The sequence below is a fragment of the Micromonospora sp. CA-259024 genome (assembly GCF_050936255.1).
Classification (GTDB): domain Bacteria; phylum Actinomycetota; class Actinomycetes; order Mycobacteriales; family Micromonosporaceae; genus Micromonospora.
Window position 1 is genome coordinate 658,767 of record NZ_JBNJND010000001.1, and the last position, 21,773, is coordinate 680,539.

At 68.3% G+C, this 21,773-nt stretch carries 19 protein-coding genes and 3 pseudogenes; 10 read left to right on the forward strand and 12 right to left on the reverse strand.

The genetic code is table 11. The annotated features are described in order from the left end of the window. Window positions 1–178: 178 nt before the first annotated feature. A complete protein-coding gene (locus ACQEUX_RS02925; protein WP_433040664.1) occupies window positions 179–682 on the forward strand; it encodes a MarR family winged helix-turn-helix transcriptional regulator in 504 nt (167 codons plus the stop codon). A gap of 71 nt (window positions 683–753) precedes the next feature. Here ACQEUX_RS02925 and ACQEUX_RS02930 read toward each other — a convergent pair whose 3' ends face one another. From ACQEUX_RS02930 to ACQEUX_RS02945, 4 genes are all read right to left on the reverse strand, one after another. Next, a complete protein-coding gene (locus tag ACQEUX_RS02930) occupies window positions 754–1,662 on the reverse strand; it encodes an LLM class flavin-dependent oxidoreductase (protein ID WP_433040667.1) in 909 nt (302 codons plus the stop codon). A gap of 21 nt (window positions 1,663–1,683) precedes the next feature. Then, a complete protein-coding gene (locus tag ACQEUX_RS02935) occupies window positions 1,684–3,930 on the reverse strand; it encodes an LLM class flavin-dependent oxidoreductase (protein ID WP_433040670.1) in 2,247 nt (748 codons plus the stop codon). A 635-nt stretch (window positions 3,931–4,565) separates the two neighbouring features. Then, window positions 4,566–5,981, reverse strand: a complete 1,416-nt coding sequence (locus tag ACQEUX_RS02940) for an amidohydrolase family protein (protein ID WP_433040673.1) — start codon at window positions 5,979–5,981, stop codon at window positions 4,566–4,568. A 139-nt stretch (window positions 5,982–6,120) separates the two neighbouring features. Beyond that, the gene (locus ACQEUX_RS02945) at window positions 6,121–7,371 is read right to left on the reverse strand and encodes an MFS transporter (protein ID WP_433040676.1); all 1,251 of its coding nucleotides are present in this window, start codon (window positions 7,369–7,371) and stop codon (window positions 6,121–6,123) included. A gap of 77 nt (window positions 7,372–7,448) precedes the next feature. On the opposite strand from ACQEUX_RS02945, the gene ACQEUX_RS02950 reads away from it, so the two are divergent. From ACQEUX_RS02950 to ACQEUX_RS02965, 4 genes and pseudogenes are all read left to right on the forward strand, one after another. Beyond that, entirely contained in the window at window positions 7,449–8,327 is an 879-nt protein-coding gene (locus ACQEUX_RS02950; protein WP_433040679.1) for a LysR family transcriptional regulator, read from the forward strand. A 58-nt stretch (window positions 8,328–8,385) separates the two neighbouring features. Beyond that, window positions 8,386–9,219, forward strand: a pseudogene (locus tag ACQEUX_RS02955) (IS5 family transposase). Window positions 9,220–9,229: 10 nt separating this feature from the next. Next, window positions 9,230–9,592 carry a hypothetical protein gene (locus ACQEUX_RS02960; protein ID WP_433040682.1) on the forward strand — a complete coding sequence of 121 codons (363 nt, stop codon included), beginning with the start codon at window positions 9,230–9,232 and terminating at the stop codon, window positions 9,590–9,592. A 20-nt stretch (window positions 9,593–9,612) separates the two neighbouring features. Then, entirely contained in the window at window positions 9,613–9,717 is a 105-nt protein-coding gene (locus ACQEUX_RS02965) for a cellulose binding domain-containing protein (protein ID WP_433040685.1), read from the forward strand. A 93-nt stretch (window positions 9,718–9,810) separates the two neighbouring features. On the opposite strand, the gene ACQEUX_RS02970 is transcribed toward ACQEUX_RS02965, so the two are convergent. Continuing rightward, complete coding sequence (locus ACQEUX_RS02970; protein ID WP_433040688.1) at window positions 9,811–10,533, reverse strand: hypothetical protein; 723 nt, start codon at window positions 10,531–10,533, stop codon at window positions 9,811–9,813. Between the two features lie 71 nt (window positions 10,534–10,604). Here ACQEUX_RS02970 and ACQEUX_RS02975 point away from each other — a divergent pair, with 71 nt between their 5' ends. After that, a complete protein-coding gene (locus tag ACQEUX_RS02975; RefSeq protein WP_433040691.1) occupies window positions 10,605–11,252 on the forward strand; it encodes a winged helix-turn-helix transcriptional regulator in 648 nt (215 codons plus the stop codon). A 142-nt stretch (window positions 11,253–11,394) separates the two neighbouring features. Here the strand turns inward: ACQEUX_RS02975 and ACQEUX_RS02980 are convergent. After that, window positions 11,395–11,537: pseudogene (locus ACQEUX_RS02980) on the reverse strand (adenosylmethionine--8-amino-7-oxononanoate aminotransferase BioA); the annotation flags it as partial. A gap of 232 nt (window positions 11,538–11,769) precedes the next feature. Between ACQEUX_RS02980 and ACQEUX_RS02985 the strand changes: the two are divergent. Further along, on the forward strand, window positions 11,770–12,495 hold the full coding sequence (locus tag ACQEUX_RS02985) for an alpha/beta fold hydrolase (RefSeq protein WP_433049563.1): 726 nt from the start codon (window positions 11,770–11,772) through the stop codon (window positions 12,493–12,495). Window positions 12,496–13,002: 507 nt separating this feature from the next. Here ACQEUX_RS02985 and ACQEUX_RS02990 read toward each other — a convergent pair. The 3 genes from ACQEUX_RS02990 to istA all read right to left on the reverse strand — a co-directional run bounded on the left by ACQEUX_RS02990 (window position 13,003) and on the right by istA (window position 15,898). Beyond that, the gene (locus ACQEUX_RS02990; RefSeq protein WP_433040694.1) at window positions 13,003–13,350 is read right to left on the reverse strand and encodes a hypothetical protein; all 348 of its coding nucleotides are present in this window, start codon (window positions 13,348–13,350) and stop codon (window positions 13,003–13,005) included. Window positions 13,351–13,880: 530 nt separating this feature from the next. Continuing rightward, window positions 13,881–14,669, reverse strand: a complete 789-nt coding sequence (gene istB, locus ACQEUX_RS02995; RefSeq protein WP_433040697.1) for an IS21-like element helper ATPase IstB — start codon at window positions 14,667–14,669, stop codon at window positions 13,881–13,883. Beyond that, window positions 14,669–15,898 (reverse strand): IS21 family transposase, encoded by a 1,230-nt coding sequence (gene istA, locus ACQEUX_RS03000; protein ID WP_433040700.1) that lies wholly within the window; start codon window positions 15,896–15,898, stop codon window positions 14,669–14,671. The genes istB and istA overlap by 1 nt, the downstream gene beginning before the upstream one ends. Before the next feature lie 181 nt (window positions 15,899–16,079). Between istA and ACQEUX_RS03005 the strand changes: the two genes are divergently transcribed. From ACQEUX_RS03005 to ACQEUX_RS03015, 3 genes are all read left to right on the forward strand, one after another. Beyond that, window positions 16,080–16,289, forward strand: a complete 210-nt coding sequence (locus ACQEUX_RS03005) for a hypothetical protein (RefSeq protein ID WP_433040703.1) — start codon at window positions 16,080–16,082, stop codon at window positions 16,287–16,289. Window positions 16,290–16,809: 520 nt separating this feature from the next. Further along, a complete protein-coding gene (locus ACQEUX_RS03010) occupies window positions 16,810–17,214 on the forward strand; it encodes a DUF1062 domain-containing protein (RefSeq protein WP_433040706.1) in 405 nt (134 codons plus the stop codon). A 315-nt stretch (window positions 17,215–17,529) separates the two neighbouring features. Further along, window positions 17,530–18,105 carry a ferredoxin gene (locus tag ACQEUX_RS03015; RefSeq protein ID WP_433040709.1) on the forward strand — a complete coding sequence of 192 codons (576 nt, stop codon included), beginning with the start codon at window positions 17,530–17,532 and terminating at the stop codon, window positions 18,103–18,105. 878 nt (window positions 18,106–18,983) lie between these two features. Here the strand turns inward: ACQEUX_RS03015 and ACQEUX_RS03020 are convergent. The 3 genes and pseudogenes from ACQEUX_RS03020 to ACQEUX_RS03030 form a co-directional block, all read right to left on the reverse strand. Beyond that, window positions 18,984–19,703 carry a VOC family protein gene (locus ACQEUX_RS03020; protein WP_433040712.1) on the reverse strand — a complete coding sequence of 240 codons (720 nt, stop codon included), beginning with the start codon at window positions 19,701–19,703 and terminating at the stop codon, window positions 18,984–18,986. Window positions 19,704–19,807: 104 nt separating this feature from the next. Then, window positions 19,808–20,186 (reverse strand): annotated as a pseudogene (locus ACQEUX_RS03025) (helix-turn-helix domain-containing protein); the annotation flags it as partial. 134 nt (window positions 20,187–20,320) lie between these two features. After that, complete coding sequence (locus tag ACQEUX_RS03030) at window positions 20,321–21,745, reverse strand: PLP-dependent aminotransferase family protein (protein ID WP_433040715.1); 1,425 nt, start codon at window positions 21,743–21,745, stop codon at window positions 20,321–20,323. Window positions 21,746–21,773: the final 28 nt, after the last annotated feature.

Sequence of the window (21,773 nt, forward strand, 5' to 3'; positions counted from 1 at the left end):
CGAGTCCTTGGACAATCGCCAAGATCTGTTCTTCGGAACTACGTTCGTTCGTCGTCGGCTTCGCGGTCAGCAGCGCGGGATGCCCGTTGACACCCGGGCAGCACTCAGAGGGCTGGTACGCCAGCGGGGCTCGCCCGGAAGGCTGATGCGTCAGCAAGTCCGAGGTAGGCTGCCAGGTATGACCGAACCGCGCTGGCTGAACCCGCAGGAACGGCGGACCTGGCGGGCGTACCTCCGGATGCAGCGTGCGGTGGAGGTCGCCGCCGACCGGCAGTTCGGTGCGGCCGGGGTCTCCCGTCCCGAATACGAGGTGCTCGTTCCACTCTCCGAAGCTGAGGGGCGGACCCTGCGCGTACGGGACCTGGCCAGGTGGCTTGGCTGGGACCGCAGCCGGATCGCCCACCAGCTCCGCCGGATGGAGCAGCGGGGCCTGGTGACCCGGTCCGACTGCCCGGAGGATGCCCGGGGCACGATGGTGCGGCTGACCGACCAGGGTTACGAGGCCGTCGCCGCCGCCGCGCCCGGACACGTCGAGATCATCCGCAGGGTCCTGATCGACCTGCTCGACCCCGACGAGATGGCCCAACTCACCGCCATCGCCGAACGGGTGGCAGCCGCTGCCGGGTACGCCGACCTGCCCTATCCGGAATCGGGCGGTGGGTCGGCTGGCCAGCGGTTGTAACATCTCGGGACCGGCGCAAAACATTCTGCCGACCCGTTCGTCAGTGGCCGCCACCACGAGCGGAGCGACCGTCAAGGCTGGACGGTGTTCCGCTCCGCGGCGACCAGTTCACGGGCGGCCGGGGCTACCTCCGCAGCGAAGATCTCCACCGTGGCGGGGTCGTCGGCGGCCAGGATGAACGTGCTGACCCCGTCCTTCAGGGTCAGGCTGGCGAGTTCTTCCGCCCACTGCGCGGGCGGGCCGTCGAACTGTCCACGACCGGTCGGCGCGAACCGCCCGGAGACGTTGAGCATCCGCCGAACCTCGGCCGGGTTCCGGCCAGCCGCCGTCGCGCTCGCGTCGATCTGCTCGTTCATGCCGGCGATGTCGGCCGTCCCGCCCGGCAGGTACGTGAGGCTGGGCAGCCAGCCGTCGGCGAGCCGGCCGGTCAGCCGCAGCATCCGCGGCTGGTATGCGCCGACCCAGACGTTGACGGGGTGGGCGGGGGCGGGTCCGCGCCCAGCACCGTCGAGCCGGTAGTGCTGGCCCTCAAGGCGTACCCGGCCCGGCTTGTCGACCGCCCAGAGTTCGCGGATGAGGTGGATGGCCTCATCGAGCGCCGTGATCGCCTGGCCGGGGGAAAGCCGCCGGCCGCCCATCGCCGCGATTCCGTCCCAGAGCACCCCCGCGCCGATGCCGAGTTCGAACCGGCCACCACTGAGCACATCGAGACTCGCTGCGCTCCGGGCCACCACCGCCGGGTGCCGCAGCGGCAGGTTGAGCACGTTCGCGCTGAGATGGACCCGGTCGGTACGCGCGGCCACGTAGCTCAGCAACGTCCAGGTGTCGTGGAAACTCGGCTGGTACGGATGGTCCTGGAAGGTGACCAGGTCCAGCCCGACACGATCGGCGAGCACCGCCAGGTCCACGGCGTGCCGGACTGGTTGCACGGTGGGTGTGGTGAAGATGCCGAACATCAGGTCGTGCCCGTAGTCGGTCATGACGCCGTCCTTAAAGTGGTGTCAGGGGGTCAGGGTGACGTTGTCGTCGAAGAGGTTGTCCGGGTCGTACCGCGTCTTCAGCTCGCGCAGCCGGGCCAGGGTCGTGGGCGCGTATGCCTCGGCGAGCCGTTCTGGACGCCCGTCGACCTCGAAGTTGAGGTAGTTGCCGTCCTGATGCTCGGCCATGACGGCGTCCCAGACCTCGTTCAGTCGTTTCTGGCTCCGGCCGAGCACGGCCAGGTGGAAGTTCGCGGTGCGGTTGCTCCAAGCGGTGGCGTCCGCGTCGATGTCGTTGACGGCCCCGCCGACCGCACGGATGTGGAAGTAGAAGACGGCACCGCTGTTTAGCAGGCGGGCGGCAGCCCGGGCGACCTCGGGCGTGAGGTGGGTGAAGAGGCCGGACCGTATGACCGGTTCGCCGTGGCCGTGGTGCGGGCCGTCGCTCGCGTTGGCCAGCACCGAGGCATAGGGCGTGATGACGACCCGCTGGTCGTAACCGGGTGCGATGTCGGCGATCGGCTGCAGGTGACGGACGATCGTGTCGGGGTCCGCCGAGTCGACCAGCGCGGACACCTGTGCCACGGGCTGCCCCGGTCCCAGGACGAGCGCGCTGGTCACGTCACGGGGGGACGCCTCGACGAAGGCGCCCCAGCGGGTGATGACCTCGGCCGGGCCGCTGGCGTCGAGCGTGAAGGTCGCCCAGCCGACGTCACCGATTTCGTCCACCTCGAACTCGAAGGCGGTGGCGACTCCGAAGGCCGCTCCGGCGCCGCGTACCGCCCAGAAGAGGTCCGGGTGTTCGGTCTCGCTGGCCCGCACCGGGGTGCCGTCGGCGAGGACCAGTTCGACCGCGCGCAGGTGGTCGATGGTCAGTCCGTGTTTGCGCGCCAGCCAGCCGACGCCGCCGGCGGTGGCGAGGCCGCCGACGGCTACCCCGCCGTGATCACCGGAGGTGAGTGCCCAGCCGTACGGTTCGAGCGCGGCGGCGACGTGCATCCACCGCGCGCCGGGGCCGAGGCGGACCCGGCGCGTCGCCTTGTCCAGCACCTCAATCTCGTTCATCCGGCCGACGTCGACCACGATCCCACCGTCGTTGGTGGACCGGCCGCGCAGGCCATGCCCACCGCTGCGGATACCGAGCGGCACCTCCCGATGCGCCCGGGCGTAGGCGAGCGCCTCGGCGACCTCGGCGGGGGTACGCGGTCGCAGGACCAGGCCGGGCGCCCCGCCGCGGAAAAAGTTCGACCTGACCCCGGCGTACCCCGGGTCACCGGGCTCCACGGCCGTGTCGGCGAGCGAATCCGGCACCTCGTCGTAGGCGATGCCCGGACGCCGCTGGGCGCGGGCCGCCGCGCCGCGCCGCGGGCCGCGCGATGGGGCCGGGAGCGTCTGCTCGGCCGCCGCCCGCAGCGCCGGCGCCACCTCCCCGGCGAACCGTGCCATTGCCTCCACGTCGTCGCTGGCCAGGACGATGGTGCGGATGCCGTCGGCGACAACCAGTGGTAGCAGGTCCTCGACCCAGCCGGCGGCCGGCCCGTGCAGGAAGCCTTGACGGGTGCCGGAGAATTCACCGGAGATGGTCACCAGCCTCCGGATCCCCGCCGGGTCACGACCCGCCTTCCTGGCCGCCTCGTCGATGATTCTGTTGCCCTTCCGGAGGTCGTCCGGCCCGTTTGGGCCGAGCGTGGTGAGCCACCCGTCGGCCTTTGCGGCGACCAGCCGCAGGAGTCGAGGGGCGGTGCCGCCGAGCCAGATCGGGATCTCGTGCGCCGGCAGCGGGCCGCGCGGTGCCCCGTCGAGCCGCAGGTGCCGGCCGGCGTAGTGCACCGGTCCTGGCTCGCCGGCGGCGAGCACGGCGCGGATGACGTCGACCGACTCGCCGAGCGCGTCGATCGCGCCGAGCGGGTTGAGCCGCGGGCCAGCCGGCGCGACGACGACCGCCTGGTTGGCGGCGCTGAGAGCGAGTGCCAGCCGTCCGCCGGAGAGCAGATCCAGGCTGGCTGCGGATTGGGCGAGCACCGTCGGGTACTGCGGCGGTCCGCTGATCAGGTTCGCGGCAAGGCGGATCCGTTCGGTCCGGCCGGCGATCCAGGAGAGCAGCGTCCAGGTGTCCAGGTGTGTCGGCTGGCCCGAGATCCCGGCGAAGGTGACGAGGTCGAATCCGAGCGCCTCGCTGTGCCGAGCGAGTTCCACCGGCGTCTCGGGCGACGTGCTCACCGGTGTGACGAGCGTGCCGAACTCAAGGCGGTGGGTATTGGCAGATGACACGATTACCTCTTCGATATGCTGATGTGTCAGCAACATTACGACGCTCGCCCACGAAACATGGGATGACGCTCGTCACCCGGACCGGGGGTCGGGTGCCGTACCGCCGCCCGTGGACCTGCCTCGACCGCACGGCGGTGTCGCGGTGTGCGCGGTGCAGGCCGGGGCGTGCACGTTCGCCGCGGTCAGTGACTGGGTGCGGGATCTGGACCGGCCGGCCTGGGGACGGGTCGGGTTCACCGACCGGATACCCGCGGCCACGATGGTGTGGCGGCTGCTGATTCGCATCGACGCCGAGGTGCTGTCGCAGGTCCTCGCGCGGTGGCTGCGGGCCCGGACGGCGCGGTTCTTATTGGGCGGGCGGCGGTGGCGCCTGGTCATCGCGGTCGACGGGAAGCTCGTCCGTGGTGCCCGCCTGGCCGACGGGCGTCAGGTCCACCTACTCTCGGCATACGACACCAGCGCCCGCATCGTTGGTACCGGAGGACCCCCGTCGACGGGCGGCGTCGACCAGGTTCTGCAGCCCGGTGTCGAGCACCGCATGCTGAACCTCCATGATTTCGACGAGTGGCTGCACCTCGCCGGGGCAACGCTCACACGATTTCGGAGCGCGGCCTGCCTCCGCCGCCCATCCAGTCTCAGCCGAGAAGGTTCCGGCGTACGCCCGCGGCCCGGAAGAGATAGTCGCGTGACTCCTCAAGTTCGTGGCCGAGCCGGTCCAGGTCGGCGTCGAGCAACTGTCCCTTCCACTTACGGATCTTGCCGGCCACGATCACCGTTTCCACGTTGGTACGGTCCATCAGCGATACCACAGCGCCGGGCGCGTTGTTGACCGGCGCGACGTTGAGCGCGGTGGCGTTGAGCAGGACGATGTCGGCTTCCTTGCCAACCGTCAGAGAGCCTGTCCGGTGGCCGAGGCTCAGGTGGTCGGCACCGTTGACAGTGGCGAATCGCAGCACGTCGCGGGTGCCCAACAGCGGAGGCGTAGCGGGCTGGTTGCCCGCCTGGTCGAGAACGGCTTGATTGACGAGCATGCGCTGCACGGTCATAGCACTACGCATGAGCGTGAACGGATCGGCGGTCATCGTGGTTTCGACGTCGGAGCTCAGCGACGGCTCCATGCCCAGTTCCTGCATCTTCAGCAATGGCGGTGTGCCGTGCCGCATAACCATCTCGACGGGCACGGCCAGGGAGACCTTCACGCCGGCGTCCCGGACTGCCTTCCAGGCGAAATCACTCATCCCGGTCATGTGAAAGAGCAGCACGTCCGGGCCCAGCCTGACGTTCGCCCCGCCCTCGCCGCGCACCAGCGCGTCGAAGAGCGAACTCCCCCCGGAGCTTCCGATGAGGTGTGCCGCGATCGGCAGGTCCAGGGCGCGGGCGATGGTCCAGGACCGCGTGAGCACGTCGTCGCCGAGATACATCTCGCCGCCCATGACCATCGTCACCAACTGGTCATCCGAGGAGAACCACTCGTTGCGGACTCGATACGCGTCGTCCGGATAAGCCGCTCCAGCGCGGCCGTCGCCCTCGAAGTAACCGAACGCCGAGCGGCGCCCTGTATCGACCAGAGCCTGAATCGCCGCGTCGGTGTGCTCGGGCGAGTGATGGATCTGCGAGACGTCGAGAACGGTCGTGACACCGGCGTCGAGCTGAGACAGCCCGCCGAACAACGAGTTGATATACACGTCCTGCGGGCGGTAGGCAGGCGAGAACTTCTGCAACACGTACTCGAAGTACGAGGGGTCGGCGCTCGGCGTACCGGATCCGTCGTTGAACAGCAGCGCGTCGGGCAAGAAGGAGCGCAACGCGGTCTCGAACAAATGGTGGTGCGTGTCGACGAACCCGGGCACAACGATCCGTCCGCGGGCGTCGATCACCTCCGCGTCGCCGGTGTCCAGCTCGGGGCCGATCGCGACGATGCTTTTGCCCTCGACAAGAACATCGGCGGTTTCGAAATCGCCCGCGGCGGGGTTCATGGACAAGACCGTGCCGCCGCGGATGACGTAGCGACGGCCACGAGGCGGTGTTGACGGGACAGTGGTGTCAGCCACGAAATTCTCCTGTGATGAAGGGGATGGTGGGTAGGGACGTCGCGCGGCAGCGCGACTTCGGTGCCTCAACCGATCACTTTGTCGGCCTATTTCGGCCCGCACGTGGTCGAGGACGATTTTCAAATGAAAGGAGGACTGCTCAATTCAAGGATGCCGTACCCATCCGCGATCCGCCCGGCATTCGGATCAGCAGCGGGATCGCGGTGCACAGGGCGATCGCGACGGTGACGACGGTGAAGCCGATGAGGGCCGTGGTGAGTGAGACCGCCAAGGTCGCTACACCGATGCCGACCACCGGCAAGGTAAGTCCGATGTAGCCGATCAGGAAGATGCCGGCGAGTACCTCACCGCGATGACTGGCGTCGGCCAGCGAACCGGCCACCGCCGGGGCTGCCTTGAACAAGGGGCCACCACCGGCGCCGGTCAGGATGCCACCGGCGAAGAACCACTTGAGGGCGCCGACCTGCACCACGACCCCCGTAACCACGGCGATGCCCACGACCGGCAAGACCGTCCCGATCGGGACCTGGGCGCGCACGCTGAGCGACCGTACGGCGATCTGGGCGAGCACGGCGGCGGCGAAGGTCGCGAACACAACGAGATCACTCGTAAACCTTGAGGTGATGTGCAGCTGTCCGGAGACGAAGCCCGGCACCAGCGAGGTGAGCAGGCCCAGCACCGCGAAGGCGGCGAAGGTCATCCCGCCGGCCAGCAAGAAGGTTCCGCGCGCGCTGTCCGGGACGCGGACGCGCTGCGGACGGTATTTCGGACGTAATTCCGGAGGGGTCGCGGTCTCCGGCACGAGAGCCACCCCGATGAGGGCAAGCACGAGAAGAACGAGGAAGGCGATGTACGGGGTGACGAGCGGCGCAGTGATCCACTGAGCGAGCGTCCCGGACACCAGGGCACCCGCGCCGAAACCACCGAGGTTGGCCGCCGTCGCCACCACCTGGCCCCGCGTGAGGTCGGCGCCGGGTCGCGCAGTCGAATGCAGGTCGAGGATGTGCGCCGTGATCGTGGCGGTCAAAATGCCGATGCCGAGTCCGGAGACCACCCTCGCCAGGATCAGGCCGGGCAGGGCAGGCCAAAGCAAGAAGATGCCGGCCGAGGCGATCTCGAGCGCGATGGCGATCAGCAGAATGCGTCGCCGTCCGTAGATGTCGCCGAGATGCCCCGCGAGGAAGAGGCTGATCACCACACCGACCGCGTACGCCGCGAATGCGAATGTGATCGCGAGCGTCGAGAAGCCATCGCGTTCCTGGTACAGCGACCAGAGCGGCGTCGGCACGGTGCTGTATGCCATGACGACCAGGAACATGACTGCGGCGATCCAGAACCCGACACCGTGGGTGACACTCCGGCCCGTCGGGGTTATCTGAGCAGTTGCCACGTGCACAACCGTCCTGCCAACAGCAATCGTTTGCCACGATATAATTCGATTGCTCCGATCGGAGATGGAGATAAATGATGGACAGGCGACATCTGGAGGTTTTCGTTGCCGTGGCGCTGGCGGGAACTTTCACCCGCGCCGCCGTCGACTTGCATCTGGTGCAGTCCGCAGTCTCCGCGACGGTCGCCGCACTCGAGTCCGACCTGAACGAGCGGTTGTTCGACCGGACGACCCGGCGAGTGCGCCTGACGGCCGCGGGCCACGCCCTGCTGCCGAAGGCGATGGCAATCCTGGACGCCTTCCGAGATGCCCGTGAGACCGTGGACGCGGTAGGCGGCGGCCTCTCCGGAACGCTTCGCATCGGTTACATGACCAACGTGACCCTGTTCGACGTCCCACGCCTGCTCGGTCGGTTCCACGCCGACCACCTCGGTGTCACCATGCACCTGGCGCCGGCCGCGACCGGCACCGCAGGGCTGGCCGAGGGCCTTCGCGCCGGCGACCTCGACCTGGCCTTCCTCAGCGCCAAACCGGAAGACTATCCCGACCTGAACGTCGCCATGCTGGCCAGCTCGCCCATGGGGCTGGTCGTTCCGGCAGGTCACCCGCTCGCAGACCGAACCCGGATGCGGCTGGCCGACACCGTCTCGGAACGCTTCGTCGACTACCGCACGGGGTTCGGGACCCGAACCCTCATCGACGGCGAGTTCCGGCGCCGCGGCCTATGGCGGAACATCCAGATCGAAACTTCGGACGTCAACGATGCCACGGCTCTGGTCCGCAACGGGTTGGGCGTGGGTTTCCTGCCCCGATACTCGGTCGAGGGTGACAGCGGCCTGCACTGGATAGACATCGTGGACGCCGCGCTCGAGGCCGTCGTCAGCGTCGCGACCTACCGCGGCCGCAAGCCGAGCGCGGCCGCGTCCCGTCTGGCCGCCCTCGCCGTGGTTTCCTAGGCAGTGTCTTCAAAGGATCTTGGTGTCGGATGATGTGGTGCGTGGGTCGTCGCTACGAGTGTCTGACGTCGAGTGGGAAGCGCTGTCGAGGTATCAGCCGTCGGCGGTGACGGGTGGTCGGCCGCGTGCCGATGAGCGGCGGGTGCTCAACGGGATCGTGTGGAAGATCCGGGCCGGGGCGGCGTGGCGGGATGTGCCGGCCCGCTACGGGTCCTGGCAGTCGATCTATACCCGTTTCCGCAGGTGGGCCCTTTGATGGCATGTTCGAGCGGATGCTCGCCGAGGTCCAGGCCGACGCGGACGCGGCTGGGGACATCGACTGGTTGGTGTCGGTGGACTCCACGATCGTTCGAGCACACCAGCATGCCGCTGGCGCTAACGGGGGACCTACGAATCGGACGAACCACAAGATCACGCCCTCGGTCGAAGTCGAGGTGGACTGACCACCAAGATTCACCTCGCCTGTGACGGCCTGGGTCGCACCCTGGCGTTCGTGCTGTCCGGCGGCAACGTCAACGACTGCACCCGCTTCACTCAGGTCGTGGGCGCGATCCGTGTCGAGCGGTCGGGACCCGGGCGGCGTCGGGTCCGCCCGGATCATGTCATCGCCGACAAGGGCTACAGCGCGAAGGTCATCCGGAACCACCTGCGCCGGCGCGGTACCGGGCACACGATCCCTGAGCGCGCGGACCAGCGGGCCAACCGCCGCCGGCGCGGCAGCCGTGGCGGCCGGCCACCGGTGTTCGACAAGCAGCTCTACAAGCGGCGCAACGTTGTCGAGCGGTGCTTCAACCGGCTCAAGCAGTGCCGCAGCGTGGCGACCCGCTACGACAAGACAGCAACGTCATTCCAGGCCACCGTCACCATCGCCGCGCTACTCCAATGGTTGTGAACCTTTGCTGATGCGTCATCTGCTCGCCCATCACGCCGAGCGGGCTGACAGTGACAGCAACGGCAGCCTGCTGCGCTACCGCGATGGTCGACCGCTGACCTCCCGGCGCTACGACCATCTGTGGGCCCGGGTCGGACAGCACCTGCGGTGGGTTCACACCCAGCAGATCAGCACCCATTGGCGGCGACACACCACCCTGACGTGGGTGGAGCGCACCTACGGTCATGCCGTCGCCCGTGCCTACGCCGGCCATACCGACGGCGGCAGCGCGAGCGGCTCGACGGCTACCTATGTGAGGGCAAGTCTGCACGAGGTCGCGGTGGCTCTGGCTGGCCTGACTGCCGAGGAGCATCCGCTCGCCGCGGAAGCTTAGAAACTGTCCTGGAACGGCACGTGCCGGGCGCGTCGGTCAGCTTTGGTTTCAACGGTACGCACACCGGTACCAACCCGAGGCCGGCCGGGTTCACGCTCAACGGGCTGACCTGCGCGGTCGCCTGAGCCTCGCGCCGGGCGGGAGCGGGTTGTGCTCCCGCCCGGCGCGAGGCGTCCCCGTCGAACGTGTACTCCGGAAGGCCGGAGCAGCATCCGAGGTCAGCGGATCGTGATGTCGCTGAGGTCGAGTTCGATCGGCAGCCAGGACAGGTCCGGGGTGCGGTCCTCGTTGCGGGTGTGGATGTGCCGCTTGCTGCTGACCGGGATGCCGTCCACGGTCTGGTGTGCCCGGATGTAGTGCGCGACCGGGGTGCGGCCGTTCACGTCCGGCTGGTAGTCCATCCGGCGCAGCAGGCCGGCGTCGTCGAAGTAGTACAGCTGGGTGGTGTTGTGGGTGTGGATCGACTCGGGGAAGGTCACGCTGAGCACCCGCCACGTCTCGCCGTTCTCGATCCACGGTTCGACCTCGTGCGCCTCCACTCCCGGCCAGGTGAACACGTACGGCTCGACCAGGTAGTGCCAGGTGGCGTAGCTGCGGAAGTAGGCGATCTGGGCCAGGCTCCACGGGGTTTCCGGGGTGTACCCGGCGAAGGTGGCGCGCGGGTCGTCCAGCTGCTCGATCACCGTGCCGTCCGGGCCGGTGACGGTGACCCGGTTGGCCTTGAGGTCGAACTCGGTCGTCCGGCCGGTCGACTCCTGGACGTGCCGGATGCGCTCATCCTGGAGGTTCGCCTCGACCAGTTCGGTGCCGACGAACTCGGGGTGGCCCTTGAACTCCCAGAACGGGCCGCCGTAGGTGATCCGCGCGGTGAGGGTGGAAAACGTCTTCCAGCGGTCGAGCCCGCCGTGGGCCTCGATTACGCGGGACAGGAGTGCGTCCATCTGTCGCTCCCAAGTTAGGACTGGATGGTGCGACTGTAGCACTGAGTGGTGGGCGCTCGTACCCTTGAGCCATGTCACAGCGGAGTTATGAGGACGCCTGCGGGGCCGCCCTGGCAATGGACGTGGTCGGCGAGCGGTGGGCACTGCTGGTCGTACGCGAGCTGATCTTCGGTCCGAAACGGTTCCGGGACCTGCGTCACGGCCTACCCAAAGCCAGCCAGAACGTGCTCAGCCAGCGCCTGCGGGAGCTGGAGGAGAGCGGCGTGGTGCGCCGGGTGGAACTCGGTCCGCCGGTCAGCGCCCACGTGTACGAGCTGACGAAACGGGGTCAGCAACTCGAGCCGGTGCTGATCGCTCTGGGCCGCTGGGGCGCGCGGGTACCCGCCGCGCACGACGCCGAGATGAGCACCGACGCGTTCATGCTGCTGCTCAAGGCGCTCTATCTGCCGCCGGCGGACGGCGCGCCGACGCTGGCCGTCCGGCTCCTGGTCGACGCGGACGCGTTCGACGTGGCGGTGGCGCCCACCGAGGTCCGGGTCACTCGCGGGGCGCGCGTGGACGTGCACGCGACGATGCGTGCCGACGTACGGACGCTGTGGCGGCTGATTTTCACCGACCTGACCGTGCCGGCGGCGATCGACGCGGGGGAGTTGGAGCTGACCGGTGATCCGGCGGCGGCCCAGCGGTTCTTCCGGCTGTTCGGGCTGCCGCCGGAGTGAGACGTGTCCGGCGGCTCAGAGCGGGTCGCCCAGCGGCCCGAACTCGGCCTGGAGGGCGACCTGCGATGGATGCGGTGGTGGAATTCGCCATGTGGTCGCACGCCGGCTACCTGCTTCCACGGGGTGATCGCGGAAGCCGGACGGCCAGGCGCGCCGCCGGTTCGTGGGTGAGCCGGCCGAACATGACGTGGCTCATCCGGCCGATTTGGTCACGCACGGCGTTGTCCAGTATGCGGTGGCGTACTCGTGAATCGCCGCTCACCACGACGACATGGCGTCGATCAGTTCGCTGTTACCGAGTCTGTGCAGGCTCAATGGCCGGATGCCACGGACAGGCCGCATACGGTTAGGTGCGATGTGAGCTCACTGATCACGTCCAACGATGCGGCAGTGGAGCAGGCGAAGATCTCGCAGACAATCGTCACACCTCAACCCCGCTTAACTCGTGAAGAGCCGACATGCCACGCCTGCTTGCCGCCGGTGTGGAAGGCTCGTCGCCGTGGAACAGTTGATCAACGTGGGCGACGGGTCCGTCTGGGCCGAGGACACCGGGGGTGGCCTGCCGCCGGTTGTGCTGCTGCATCCGGGTGTCGGCGATTCTCGCATCTGGGACCCAGTGTGGGAGCGGCTCGCCGGGCAGCATCGGCTGATTCGGTACGACGTGCGGGGTTTTGGCCGCTCAGCGCCGCCGGCCGGGCGGTTTTCCCGCGTGGACGATCTGCGTCGGGTGCTCGATCGGCTCGGGGTCGGGCCGGCGTTGTTCGCCGGTTGCAGCATGGGCGGCGGTACCGCGCTCGACCTTGCCCTCGCCGAGCCGGATCGGGTCCGCGGGATGGTGCTGGCATGCCCCGGCATTTCCGGTGCCCCGCCCGCGCACGATCCTGGCGAGGAGCCGGACAGCTCCGACCCGGAGACCTTCGTCGAGCAGGGCGTCGCCCGGTGGGCCCGGGCCGGACGGGATCCGCTCGTCGTCGATCTGCTGCGCTCGGCTGTCCGGTTTTGGTTGAACTGGGGCGATACCTTCGCCGATGACGGCGACGCGTGGTCTCGGCTGGAGGACGTCGCAACTCCCTGCGTGCTGCTGCTCGGCGATCTCGAACGCCCGTCGTTCGTCCCGGCCTGCGTCGAGGCCGCGCGGCGCATTCCCCGCTGCCGCCTTGTGCAGATACCCGGCGCCGACCACTTCGTGCCGCTGCGGGCGCCCGAGGCCGTGATAGAGGCGCTGCGTTCGCTGCCGCGCTGATCGGACCGGCTACCAGTTGCCCGAATAGCTGACGTCAGTCTGGGCGTGCTCCAGTGACGGCAGCAGCCACACCAGCCGCTCCCCGGCGGCGTAGATCGACCCGTCGGCCGAACCCTGAATCAGCAAGTGTCGGCACTGTCCTGAACGGGAAGCAGCCCGCAGCCGTTGATTGCCAGCACCGAACGGAGGCCCTCCTCAGCAGCGCCCATGTCAAGCAGCCTGTCATGCCGCTGACCGAGCGGTCCGCGGCCAGGCATGCCGCCCACGAGCCGCCTGCAAACCTCAGCAGCCTTGTCGGACTGGGCGAATAGAGCAGGTAGCGAATGCCGCCCGCCACCAGGCGGCCGGCCCGCATGTCGGTCTACGACGTGCCGCTGTTCCTCGGTGAGGGCGAAGACCGGTTCGGGACGCCGAGCGGCTGACGGGCGCCTGGCTATTGGCTGCACAACCTCTGTCACCCAGGTTGAGGACGGCCGGCCTCGCCCTCGGCGACCGCTGGCCGTTGCTCTACGGCTGGGTGAAGCGGGCGACGACCGGGGCCTGGTCCGGCACGATGGCAGCCTCGCGGCTGCGGGTGGACGCGCCGATGGAGGTGATGTCGTCGACGAGGGAGTCGATGCCGACCAGCCGCAGTTGCAGGTCGCGGGTGGCGAGGATGTGGTCGATGAGTTCGTCCCGCCCCTGGTAGATGCGGGAGTAGGCGCGCGATGGTGGCAGGCGGCGTCCGAGGTTGTACAACCGCAGCGCGTCGCCCTTGTCGGGGCGGTGGACGTCCCCGTCGGCGGGTCCTTCGAGCAGGACGGTGGTGACGGCATCGGGTCCGTCGTTGAGGTCCCCGCACCGAATCGTCGGCATACCGGGCTGCCCGTTGACAGCGGATTCGGTGAGGACATCGTTGAGGTGAACGCGCAGGGCGACGGCCTCGGTGGTGCGGCGCAGCAGGGCGTAGCCGGCGCCGCGGGCGCGTTCGTCTTCGTTGCGCGGGTAGCGTCGTCCGCCCCGGGTAGGTGAGCAGCTTGCTCCGGGCTGGCCGGACAGGCGCTCCGTGTTCTTGTGATCGAAACGGCGGAGGGCTTCGACTACGTTGTCACCGGTGCTGTCGGCTGGCGTGAAGACGACGGTCGAGAAAACGATCCGAGCTCCCTCGCCTTCTTCTCTCCTGGTAGCGACCCGAATCGGGTCCTTCCGCCGGTGAACGCACGCGCTGGAGACTGAACATCGTTGGTCGAGGAACCATCGTCGAGCCCTTGGGACTCATGATCCGGCGCACTCACATGCCTCGTACCGGGCGGCGGCCCGCGATAACAGTTCGAGGTGTCAACGCCGGCTCAACCTTGACCCCTCTGTTCCGGCCGAATTTTGACCCCCTCGCTGGTTGTTGATGTTCAGTCGTTGGTCTTGGTGGCTGCGGGGACGCGGCCGAGGTCGCGGTCTTTGAGCCGGTAGCTGTCGCCCTTCATCGAAATGACTTCGGCGTGGTGAACGAGGCGGTCGATCATGGCTGCAGCCACCACGTCGTCGCCGAAGACTTCGCCCCAGCGGCCGAAGGGTTTGTTGCTGGTGACGATCAGCGAGGCTCGTTCGTAGCGGTTGGAGACGAGTTGGAAGAACAGGTTCGCGGCTTCGGCTTCGAAGGGGATGTAGCCGACCTCGTCGACGATCAGCAGTGGGATCCGGGCGAGTTTGACCAGCTCGTCTTGGAGACGGCCGGCGTGGTGGGCGTCGGCGAGGCGGGACACCCATTGGGCGGCGGTGGCGAACGCGACCCGGTGTCCGGCCTGGCAGGCCCGGATCCCCAGGCCGATGGACAGGTGGGTCTTGCCGGTGCCGGGCGGACCCAAGAAGACGACGTTCTCTCGGCCGGTGATGAAGTCGAGGGTGCCGAGGTGGGCGATGGTCTCCCGCTTCAACGACCGTTGGTGGTCGAAGTCGAACTCCTCCAGGCTCTTGCGGGCCGGGAACCTGGCTGCCCGGATGCGTCCCTCGCCGCCGTGGGCTTCGCGGGCGGCGACCTCGCGTTGCAGGCAAGCGGCAAGGAATTCCTCGTGCGTCCACGACTCCGCCCGGGCCTGCTCCGCCAGCCTCTCGACGGAGGCTGCCAGGGACGGCGCCTTCAGGGCGCGAGTGAGGAACGCGATCTCCGAGGCAACGTTGCGGCTGGTTTTGGCGGCCATCACGCAGCCACCTCAACGTCCAGGCCGAACAGGCGGTCGTAGTCGCTCAACGGCCGGCGTTCGACCTGGGCGTCGACGGCGGTCGTCGGGGTGCGTTGGGCGGCGATGCGCAGGTCCGCGGCGGCTTGGCGGTGGTCGGGGTCGGTGATGCTCTGATGCTTGGCCCAGCAGCGGTCGTGTCGGGCCACCGGCCGGCCGTCGCAGACCACCGTCACCTGGTCGCAGTCGGCGGTGACCTCAACCCGCCGCCCGACCACGGCCGGGTGCACCGAATAGTCGTTGCCGTCCAAGCGCACGTAATGATCGCGGGGCAGCCGGGTGCTCTGCCGCCAACCGACCACCGGCGCGACCGGCGGCAGCGGCAGCATCACCTGCCGGTCGGCGTCCCACCGCTCAGCCGGCCGGCAACCCAGCACCCGGTGCTGGCGGTTGTTCGCCCGCACCAACCACTCGGCCAGCTGGGCGTTGAAGTCGCCCGGAGAGGCGAACCGGCGTCCGGGCAGGAACGAGGTCTCCAGATAGCCGTTGGCCCGCTCCACCAGGCCCTTGGCCTCCGGATCCGCCGGCCGGCACTGAATCACGCGGATGCCGAGAGTGCCGCGGAAGGCGTTCATCGCCTCCGTCAGCTGAGGCCTACCGGCCCGCCACTGCCCAACCGCGGACTCGTTGTCCCACACCAGAGCCTTCGGCACCCGCCCCCAGCCGGAGATCAGCGCCCAGTGTCCGACCAGCAGGTCCGGCGACTGCCGGGACGGGATCATCACCGCCGACAGCCACCGCGAATACCCGGACACCATCACCAGCACCGGAGGCCGGCCGACCTGCCCGAAGCCCAACGGCACGTCCGCCGGCGGGAACCACAGATCACACTGCGCCAGCTCTCCCGGCAGATACTCCGTCCGCTGGGCCGGGTCCGGGCGGCGGAACAACGGCCGCAGCTGCTGCACCCGATCGGCGAACACCGTCTTGCCGCGGGTCCACCCGACCCGCTCCATGATCACCGTCGTCGGCATGTCCGGGAACTCCGCCAACAACGCCCTGATCTGCGGCTCGACCGCGTCCACGATCGAGCCCCTGGCCGCCCGCTGATAGCGGGGCGGCTCATGACTGGCCAAGGCCTTGCGCACCGTGTTCCGCGAAACCCCCAGCCGACGGCAGATGGCCTTGATCGCCATCTGCTCCGCCCGGTGCAACCGACGGATCTCCGCCCAGTCCTCCACGCTCAGCACCTCCCGATGCTTCCGGAAGGGGTCAAAATTCAGCCGGAACCACGGGGTCAGTTTTCAGGCGGAGCCGACACGAGGTCGCTCAGACGGCTGGGGCAGGATGGAGGAGGCGTGATCTCGTGCTTCTCGCGAACCCTTTCGGCCGCGCCACGCGAAGGGGAGAGTGCCGATGAGCTGTTATTCGATGGACGAGCGCGAGGCCTTCGTGGCCATGTCCCGGTTCGTGTGGCAGTTCGCGAACCGTGCCGGGGACGACCTGCTCACGCTTTTGGGGGACATCGGCATCGAGGCAAACGGCGGGACAACGGACCCCGCCGCGTGGAACGACTGGCTGGCCTGCGTTCGCTCCGTAGTAGAGGGCGCAGAAGACCCGGCTGGCGGCTCGGCCGGATAGAGACCAGCCCAGCGAGCATCAACTCCACCAGGAGAAGAGCGTCCGACGGGCCTCGGACAGCAGGATCACGATGCGAGCGCCGCTGGGACGACGACGGATGTGCGGGCTCGGGCTTTCGAGGCGGCTACTCCTATCCTCTCTGTTCACCAATCCGCCGCGGCAGGTAGGCGGCGGTCGTCCCCGCGATGCTGCCGAAGGGCAGGGCCAAGGCCAGCGGGAGGAACAAGCCTCGCGGGGGCAGCCGGAACACGGGGGCCGGGAGGGCGGACGAGGCGTGGTCGATGCCCGGTTCGCCGGCCCCGACCCTCAGTGCTCGACACCAAGACAAAAATGGGTGGCCTCGCCCGCCCGTCCCGCCCTACCTTGCAACTGGATCCTTCTTCTCCGACCCACTCACGAGAGGACTTCACCCCGCGTGACGCCGCCTGCTCTTTAGACCTGACACCTTGCCCCGTGCATCGGTCGCCGACGTCGCCGTCGGCTCTTTGCCCATGCCTTCCGTCAGGTCTTCAGAGGGATCATGTCTACGCGTCCTCATATCGTTCCGTCCTGGACCCTTCGGCGCACGCACCTTCCCCTGCTCGCGTTCCGCTGCGTCCACTGCCATTCCGGCCTCGCCAGCACCGGCGACGGCAAGATCCGCGTCAATGCCAACGGCACACTCCTCGACATCCTGCTCCTGGTCACCTGCGTTTCCTGCGAACGCACCAGCAAAATCACGGTTCACGATCATGTCCCGGTCCGGTACCTGGATCCGATCCTTCTGGGCGGCTACTCCGGCAGCTCCTCCCGCCGTGGGCCTGAGCTGGGGCGAGAGGCAAGGTGGCCTTGCCCCGGACTGCATCATGCGGCGGTCCGCGCGCGGTCGCTCATGACCGGGCGCGAACGAAGATCAGGGCCGGCCCGATACCGGCGAGGAAGGTGAACGGCCGGGTGCGAGTCGACGGTGACGACGATCAGCTCTCGGCGCCCGCGCCAGTGCCGGCGGCCCGGGTTGGCTGCCGTATGCCAGGGGAAAGTCGGTGCTGGAGTGCGTTCAGGTGGTACCGGACGAGGAGTGGGCGCACCACGGTTTCTGCGTTCGTGACCTCGAGCTACTCGGCTATTGGTGAGGCTGCGCGTCCAACGGCGCCGTGAGGCAGCCAGGATCGGTGTCTTCCCAACTGGCCGGCCGCCCTGTCGGAGCAGCCCGGTGAGCGGCTGCCGACCCGGGAGTCATACGAGCCGTAACGTTCAGGTCGTGTACTGGGACCCGAAGCCGGCAGTTGAAGCGTCTGCCGACCTGGAGGTGGCGTGTTTACTCGCGGGCGGACGACGCCTCGGGCCGCCGGAGCAGTACTTGAGGGGGCGGTGGGCGGACAGGGATTGGCGAAACGTACCGGGCGCCTTCTACGGTGCGCGGACCGATTCGTGCTGGATGGGTCGCGAGATCGCTCCGCAGCACGTGGTCTACGAGGACGAGTTCGGCGGCGAGATCGTGTACCGGCAGCCGACCAACTCCAGCGAAGTCCAACGTTTGCTGACGGCCGCCTGGAGCGACCCTTTCTGCGCCTATGCCGCTGACGGCGATGAGCACTGGACGCTCGACCTTGTGCGGCAATGGTGGGCCGAGCGAAAGCGGCTGGCCGCCTGGATCGACCAGTTACGACGCCAGTGGTCAGCCAGCGATCGGACTGACGAGCGTGACAACGCGGCAGGCTTGGTCGACTTCGGCCGGTACCTCAACGACGGCCTCGAGGCCGATCTTCGTGACTACGGGTTCTGGCTGGACAACCGAAGACCTCGGCAGCCACGTGAAGGGCTCCCGAGCCTGTAGTTCCGTCGGCGTGGCGCCGGTGGCGGCGGACCGTCCTGGAGGCTGCCTGCTCCACGCACGCCTGCCGCTGACGACGCGCCATTCGTTAGGGCGCTCTCCGATCGATCGATGCTGCTGGGTGCCAGCGCGGCACCTACAAGGTTCAGGGCTGGCAGCTCACGATCGGTCCGCGCCGACGGCACGGTACGGCCCCGGCGCGGGGGAACAGGTTGGGAACAACGGGGTGCCCTGAACAGCCTTGAACCGCGCCCAACGGCGTCGAACGTCACTCAACTGCACCCGCTCCTGCCTACGGCTTCACGTTTGTGCAGGTCAGAGTCGATGCGGTGTCCTGATTCCCGCGGAATGCTCTGCGGTTTCGGGCAGCAGTCGACAGTCCTCTATGTTGCCTGGCGGGGGGGGGGGTACGCCCAGGTCACGGCGGTAAGGAACTGCTGGATTGCCAGGCCTTGCAGTTGCGAGCAGATTGGGTGCAGGTTGGCGAAGTGGTCAGCGCGCCCGAAGTGCTCACCGATGCTGGACAGGACGGCGGGCGTTGACGTGCGGTGATGCGGGCGAGTGGTCCGGCGTCAGCTCCCAGAGAAAATCGAAGAGGTCAACCTTTTCTGGTCACCGCCTGGGCGGGGTGTCGGGCTGTCGTCGTGGGCGCCCCTCAGGCGCGATCGAAAGAGTTCGCCGCGTAACGCTGCGGGCCGTCCGTGGTGCCGTCGGTATGGATCCCGGGAGCTGAGACTCAAGTCCCACCAGCAACCTTCTGACCAGGGCTTCTTGCTGGCTGACCTCTTCGGTGAATCCGAAGAGGTCAGCCAGTCTGCTCCCGGTCGTCAGTCGAGCGGCGTCCGCTCATGTCGACACGAGGGAGGCGTTTGTATGGTGAGTCACCGTAGTGCTGCTGCGAGTTCGGCGGCGTTGTCGAACGCGGGTGCCGCTCTTTCGGATTCGTCTTCCGTGAGCGTGACGGACTGGGCGCGGGCCAGCGTCTCGGCCGCAGTCTTTGGATCGTGCAGCACCATCGCGAGTTCGGCGCGGTAGACCAGGACCTCTACCTGCTCGACCGGGTCGTCGTCGGCTTGCGGGCGGGCCAACGCGCTGTCGAGGATCCGAACGGCCTGTCCGACGCTTCCCCTGGAATCGGCCTGAACGACAGCATTCGCTAGGGCCTTGGCCAGCCGCCCGGCAGGCGTGGCGGCCGGCATGGGCGCGGTGGCGGCGTCCCGAAAGACGCGGATCCAGTTGCCGCCCGGGTCGATGACGCTGAATCCGCCCAACCCGTCGGCGTTCTTCCGCGCCCTGGGCCGAGTCATCCGCGGCGTTCCGGACACCAGTACCTTGCCGTACGCGGCGCGCATGCCGGCTGCGAATGCCCGATGTAGTCCCTCGATGTCCGCGGTGAGTACGAGACAGGAGCCATAGGACTGCTCCGGGTCAAATCCGGCGATCTCGAAGAACTGCAGATGCAGGTCTTCCCGCTGCACCCCCACACACGCGTTGGGCTTGCGTTGCTTGTACGTGGTGCGGAAACCGAGAACTCCGTAGAAGGTTTCGATGTCGTCAATGGATGCGCACGGCAGCAGGGGAACGGTCACCTCGTTGGTCATGCCTCCTTCCTAAGCGTCGCAGGGTGTCCGTCGCACATAGAAATAGCCGATCATCGCCTTCGGTCATCCGATCGGCTGATGACCCAGAACGCAACGCCGCCAATCGGATGCGGGTGCTCGTAGCGGCGCACAGGTTCACCGGTGACCCGGTCGAGATGGCTGAGCCGGTTGAGGCGGCAGCCACCAACACGGCGTGCACGGTCGAAGCCGCCAACCCAGGCGCCCTGCGATCTGCACGGGACCGAGGCGTTGCTGCCACCGCAGGTATACGATCTTGCGTACCAGCGGACGCGGAGTCCGAGCCGGGTTGCGGTGCGGCCGCGACGAACGGTCCTGCATGCCCTCGGCGCGCTGCTGGCGGTATCGCTGCGCCCACCGGTTCGCAGTGCGCCAGGACACCTCGTAACGACGCGCCGCCGCAGCGACCGACCAACTCTCATCCACGATCAGGCGCGCCAGGCGCGGACGTGCGCGAGGGGTCAGCGTGGGACACGAAGGCCTCCTGGTTGGCGGAGCGGTTCCTCGACAGCTTCACTCCACAACCGGAGGCCTTCACCTACCTACGACATCAGACCGTGTCGTCACACAACCTCGACCAACCTCCCTGGACAGCACAGCTAGATCGCCATGGTTGGCAGGAACGTGTCCCGGCCTGGCCCAGTCTTGTAGCTGCGCCATGCGGTAGCGAGGCGGTGAACGGCCTCGCTGAGTTGGTCCGGTGGGGCGAGGAAGTGCAGGCGCAGGTACTCGGCGCTGCGGCCGTCCGCGTCGAGTCCGGAGCCCGGCAGCACGGCGACACCGTGGCGAAGCGCCTGCTGTGCGAAGGACCTGCCGTCACCGTGCGGCAGGCGGACCCACAGGGTCTGGCCACCGGGGACGGCGGGTGCCTGCCAGTCCGGGAGGTGGTGGGCCAGTTCGGCTCGCAGGTGGTCGTGGCGGGCTTGTCGCTGCTGGGCTCCTCGGCGCTGCGGTGCATCCAGGCGGGGCAAGAGGTCTGCGGCGGCCAGTTGCGCGGGAATGTTGCCGCCGAGATCGTGAACGGCCCGCAGCCGTGCCAGTCGAGCGATGACCGGTGCCGGCGCACGCAGCCAGCCGATCCGGAGACCGCCCCAGACGACTTTGCTCAACGATCCGATCGTGATCACCTGGTCGTGATACGCTGCCAACGGCAGCGGTGCCTGCTCGCCCGGGAAGCCGAGGTCGGAGAGGACCTCATCGTCGACCAGCATGACACCGGCCGCGGCAGTGGTCTCGGCGAGCCGTCGTCGCGACTGCTCGGGCATTACCGCGCCAGTGGGGTTGTGGAAGGTGGCGATCACGTAGACGAGCGCCGGGCGGTGTTCGGCAAGAGCGGCCGCGAACCCGGTGAGGCTGACCGGTAGCGCGCGCAGCGCGGCGGTTTCCTCCCGGAACGCCTCCAACGCACCCGGATACGTCGGCGCCTGCACCAGTACTCGGTCGCCCGGCCGGATCAGCGCCCTGGCCAGCAGCGTCAGTGCCTGCTGCCCGCCGTTGGTCACCAGGATCTGATCCGGCGTGGTGGACAGTCCCCGCGACTGGTATCGGGCGGCGATCGCGCGTCGGAGCGCGATGTGCCCCATCGGGTGATAGCCGATGTCGCCTACGGTGTCGGCCAACTGGGGAAGGGTGCGCGTGTACGCCGCGACCAGTTCAGGAGGTGGTGTGTCCGGCGCTGCGCACGCCAACATGATCACGCCGTCTTGGGGCTCGAGCAGATGTAGGAACGCCGGTGCGTCCGTGGTGGGCCGTGCCGGCGCCGGCGCGGTCCCGGCGACCCTGGTGCCGCTGCCCTGACGACGCACGATGCGGCCCTCCCCGGCCAGCAGGTCGTACGCCGCGACCACGGTGCTGCGGCCCACCACCAGGGCGGACGCCAGCGCACGATCCGGTGGCAGCCGCGACCCGGGCCGGAGCTCGCCCTCATCGATAAGGGTGCGTATCCGTGCCGCCAGCAACAGGTACAGGGCTCCCCGACCCGAGGACCAACGGCCCAGCCGCTCAACTAACCCTATTGGCTCCATTGGCAAACCAATCTACTCGCATTGGCTC

Coding starts and splice junctions, on each gene's coding strand:
- ACQEUX_RS03005 (WP_433040703.1), top strand. CDS start 16,080: ATGGACGAGCGCGAGGCCTTCGTGGCCATGTCCCGGTTCGTGTGGCAG.
- ACQEUX_RS03010 (WP_433040706.1), top strand. CDS start 16,810: ATGTCTACGCGTCCTCATATCGTTCCGTCCTGGACCCTTCGGCGCACG.
- ACQEUX_RS03020 (WP_433040712.1), bottom strand. CDS start 19,703: ATGACCAACGAGGTGACCGTTCCCCTGCTGCCGTGCGCATCCATTGAC.
- ACQEUX_RS02970 (WP_433040688.1), bottom strand. CDS start 10,533: ATGGACGCACTCCTGTCCCGCGTAATCGAGGCCCACGGCGGGCTCGAC.
- ACQEUX_RS02950 (WP_433040679.1), top strand. CDS start 7,449: ATGGACAGGCGACATCTGGAGGTTTTCGTTGCCGTGGCGCTGGCGGGA.
- ACQEUX_RS02975 (WP_433040691.1), top strand. CDS start 10,605: ATGTCACAGCGGAGTTATGAGGACGCCTGCGGGGCCGCCCTGGCAATG.
- ACQEUX_RS02990 (WP_433040694.1), bottom strand. CDS start 13,350: ATGCCGACGATTCGGTGCGGGGACCTCAACGACGGACCCGATGCCGTC.
- ACQEUX_RS02930 (WP_433040667.1), bottom strand. CDS start 1,662: ATGACCGACTACGGGCACGACCTGATGTTCGGCATCTTCACCACACCC.
- ACQEUX_RS03030 (WP_433040715.1), bottom strand. CDS start 21,745: ATGGAGCCAATAGGGTTAGTTGAGCGGCTGGGCCGTTGGTCCTCGGGT.
- ACQEUX_RS02960 (WP_433040682.1), top strand. CDS start 9,230: ATGCGTCATCTGCTCGCCCATCACGCCGAGCGGGCTGACAGTGACAGC.
- ACQEUX_RS02925 (WP_433040664.1), top strand. CDS start 179: ATGACCGAACCGCGCTGGCTGAACCCGCAGGAACGGCGGACCTGGCGG.
- istB (WP_433040697.1), bottom strand. CDS start 14,669: ATGGCCGCCAAAACCAGCCGCAACGTTGCCTCGGAGATCGCGTTCCTC.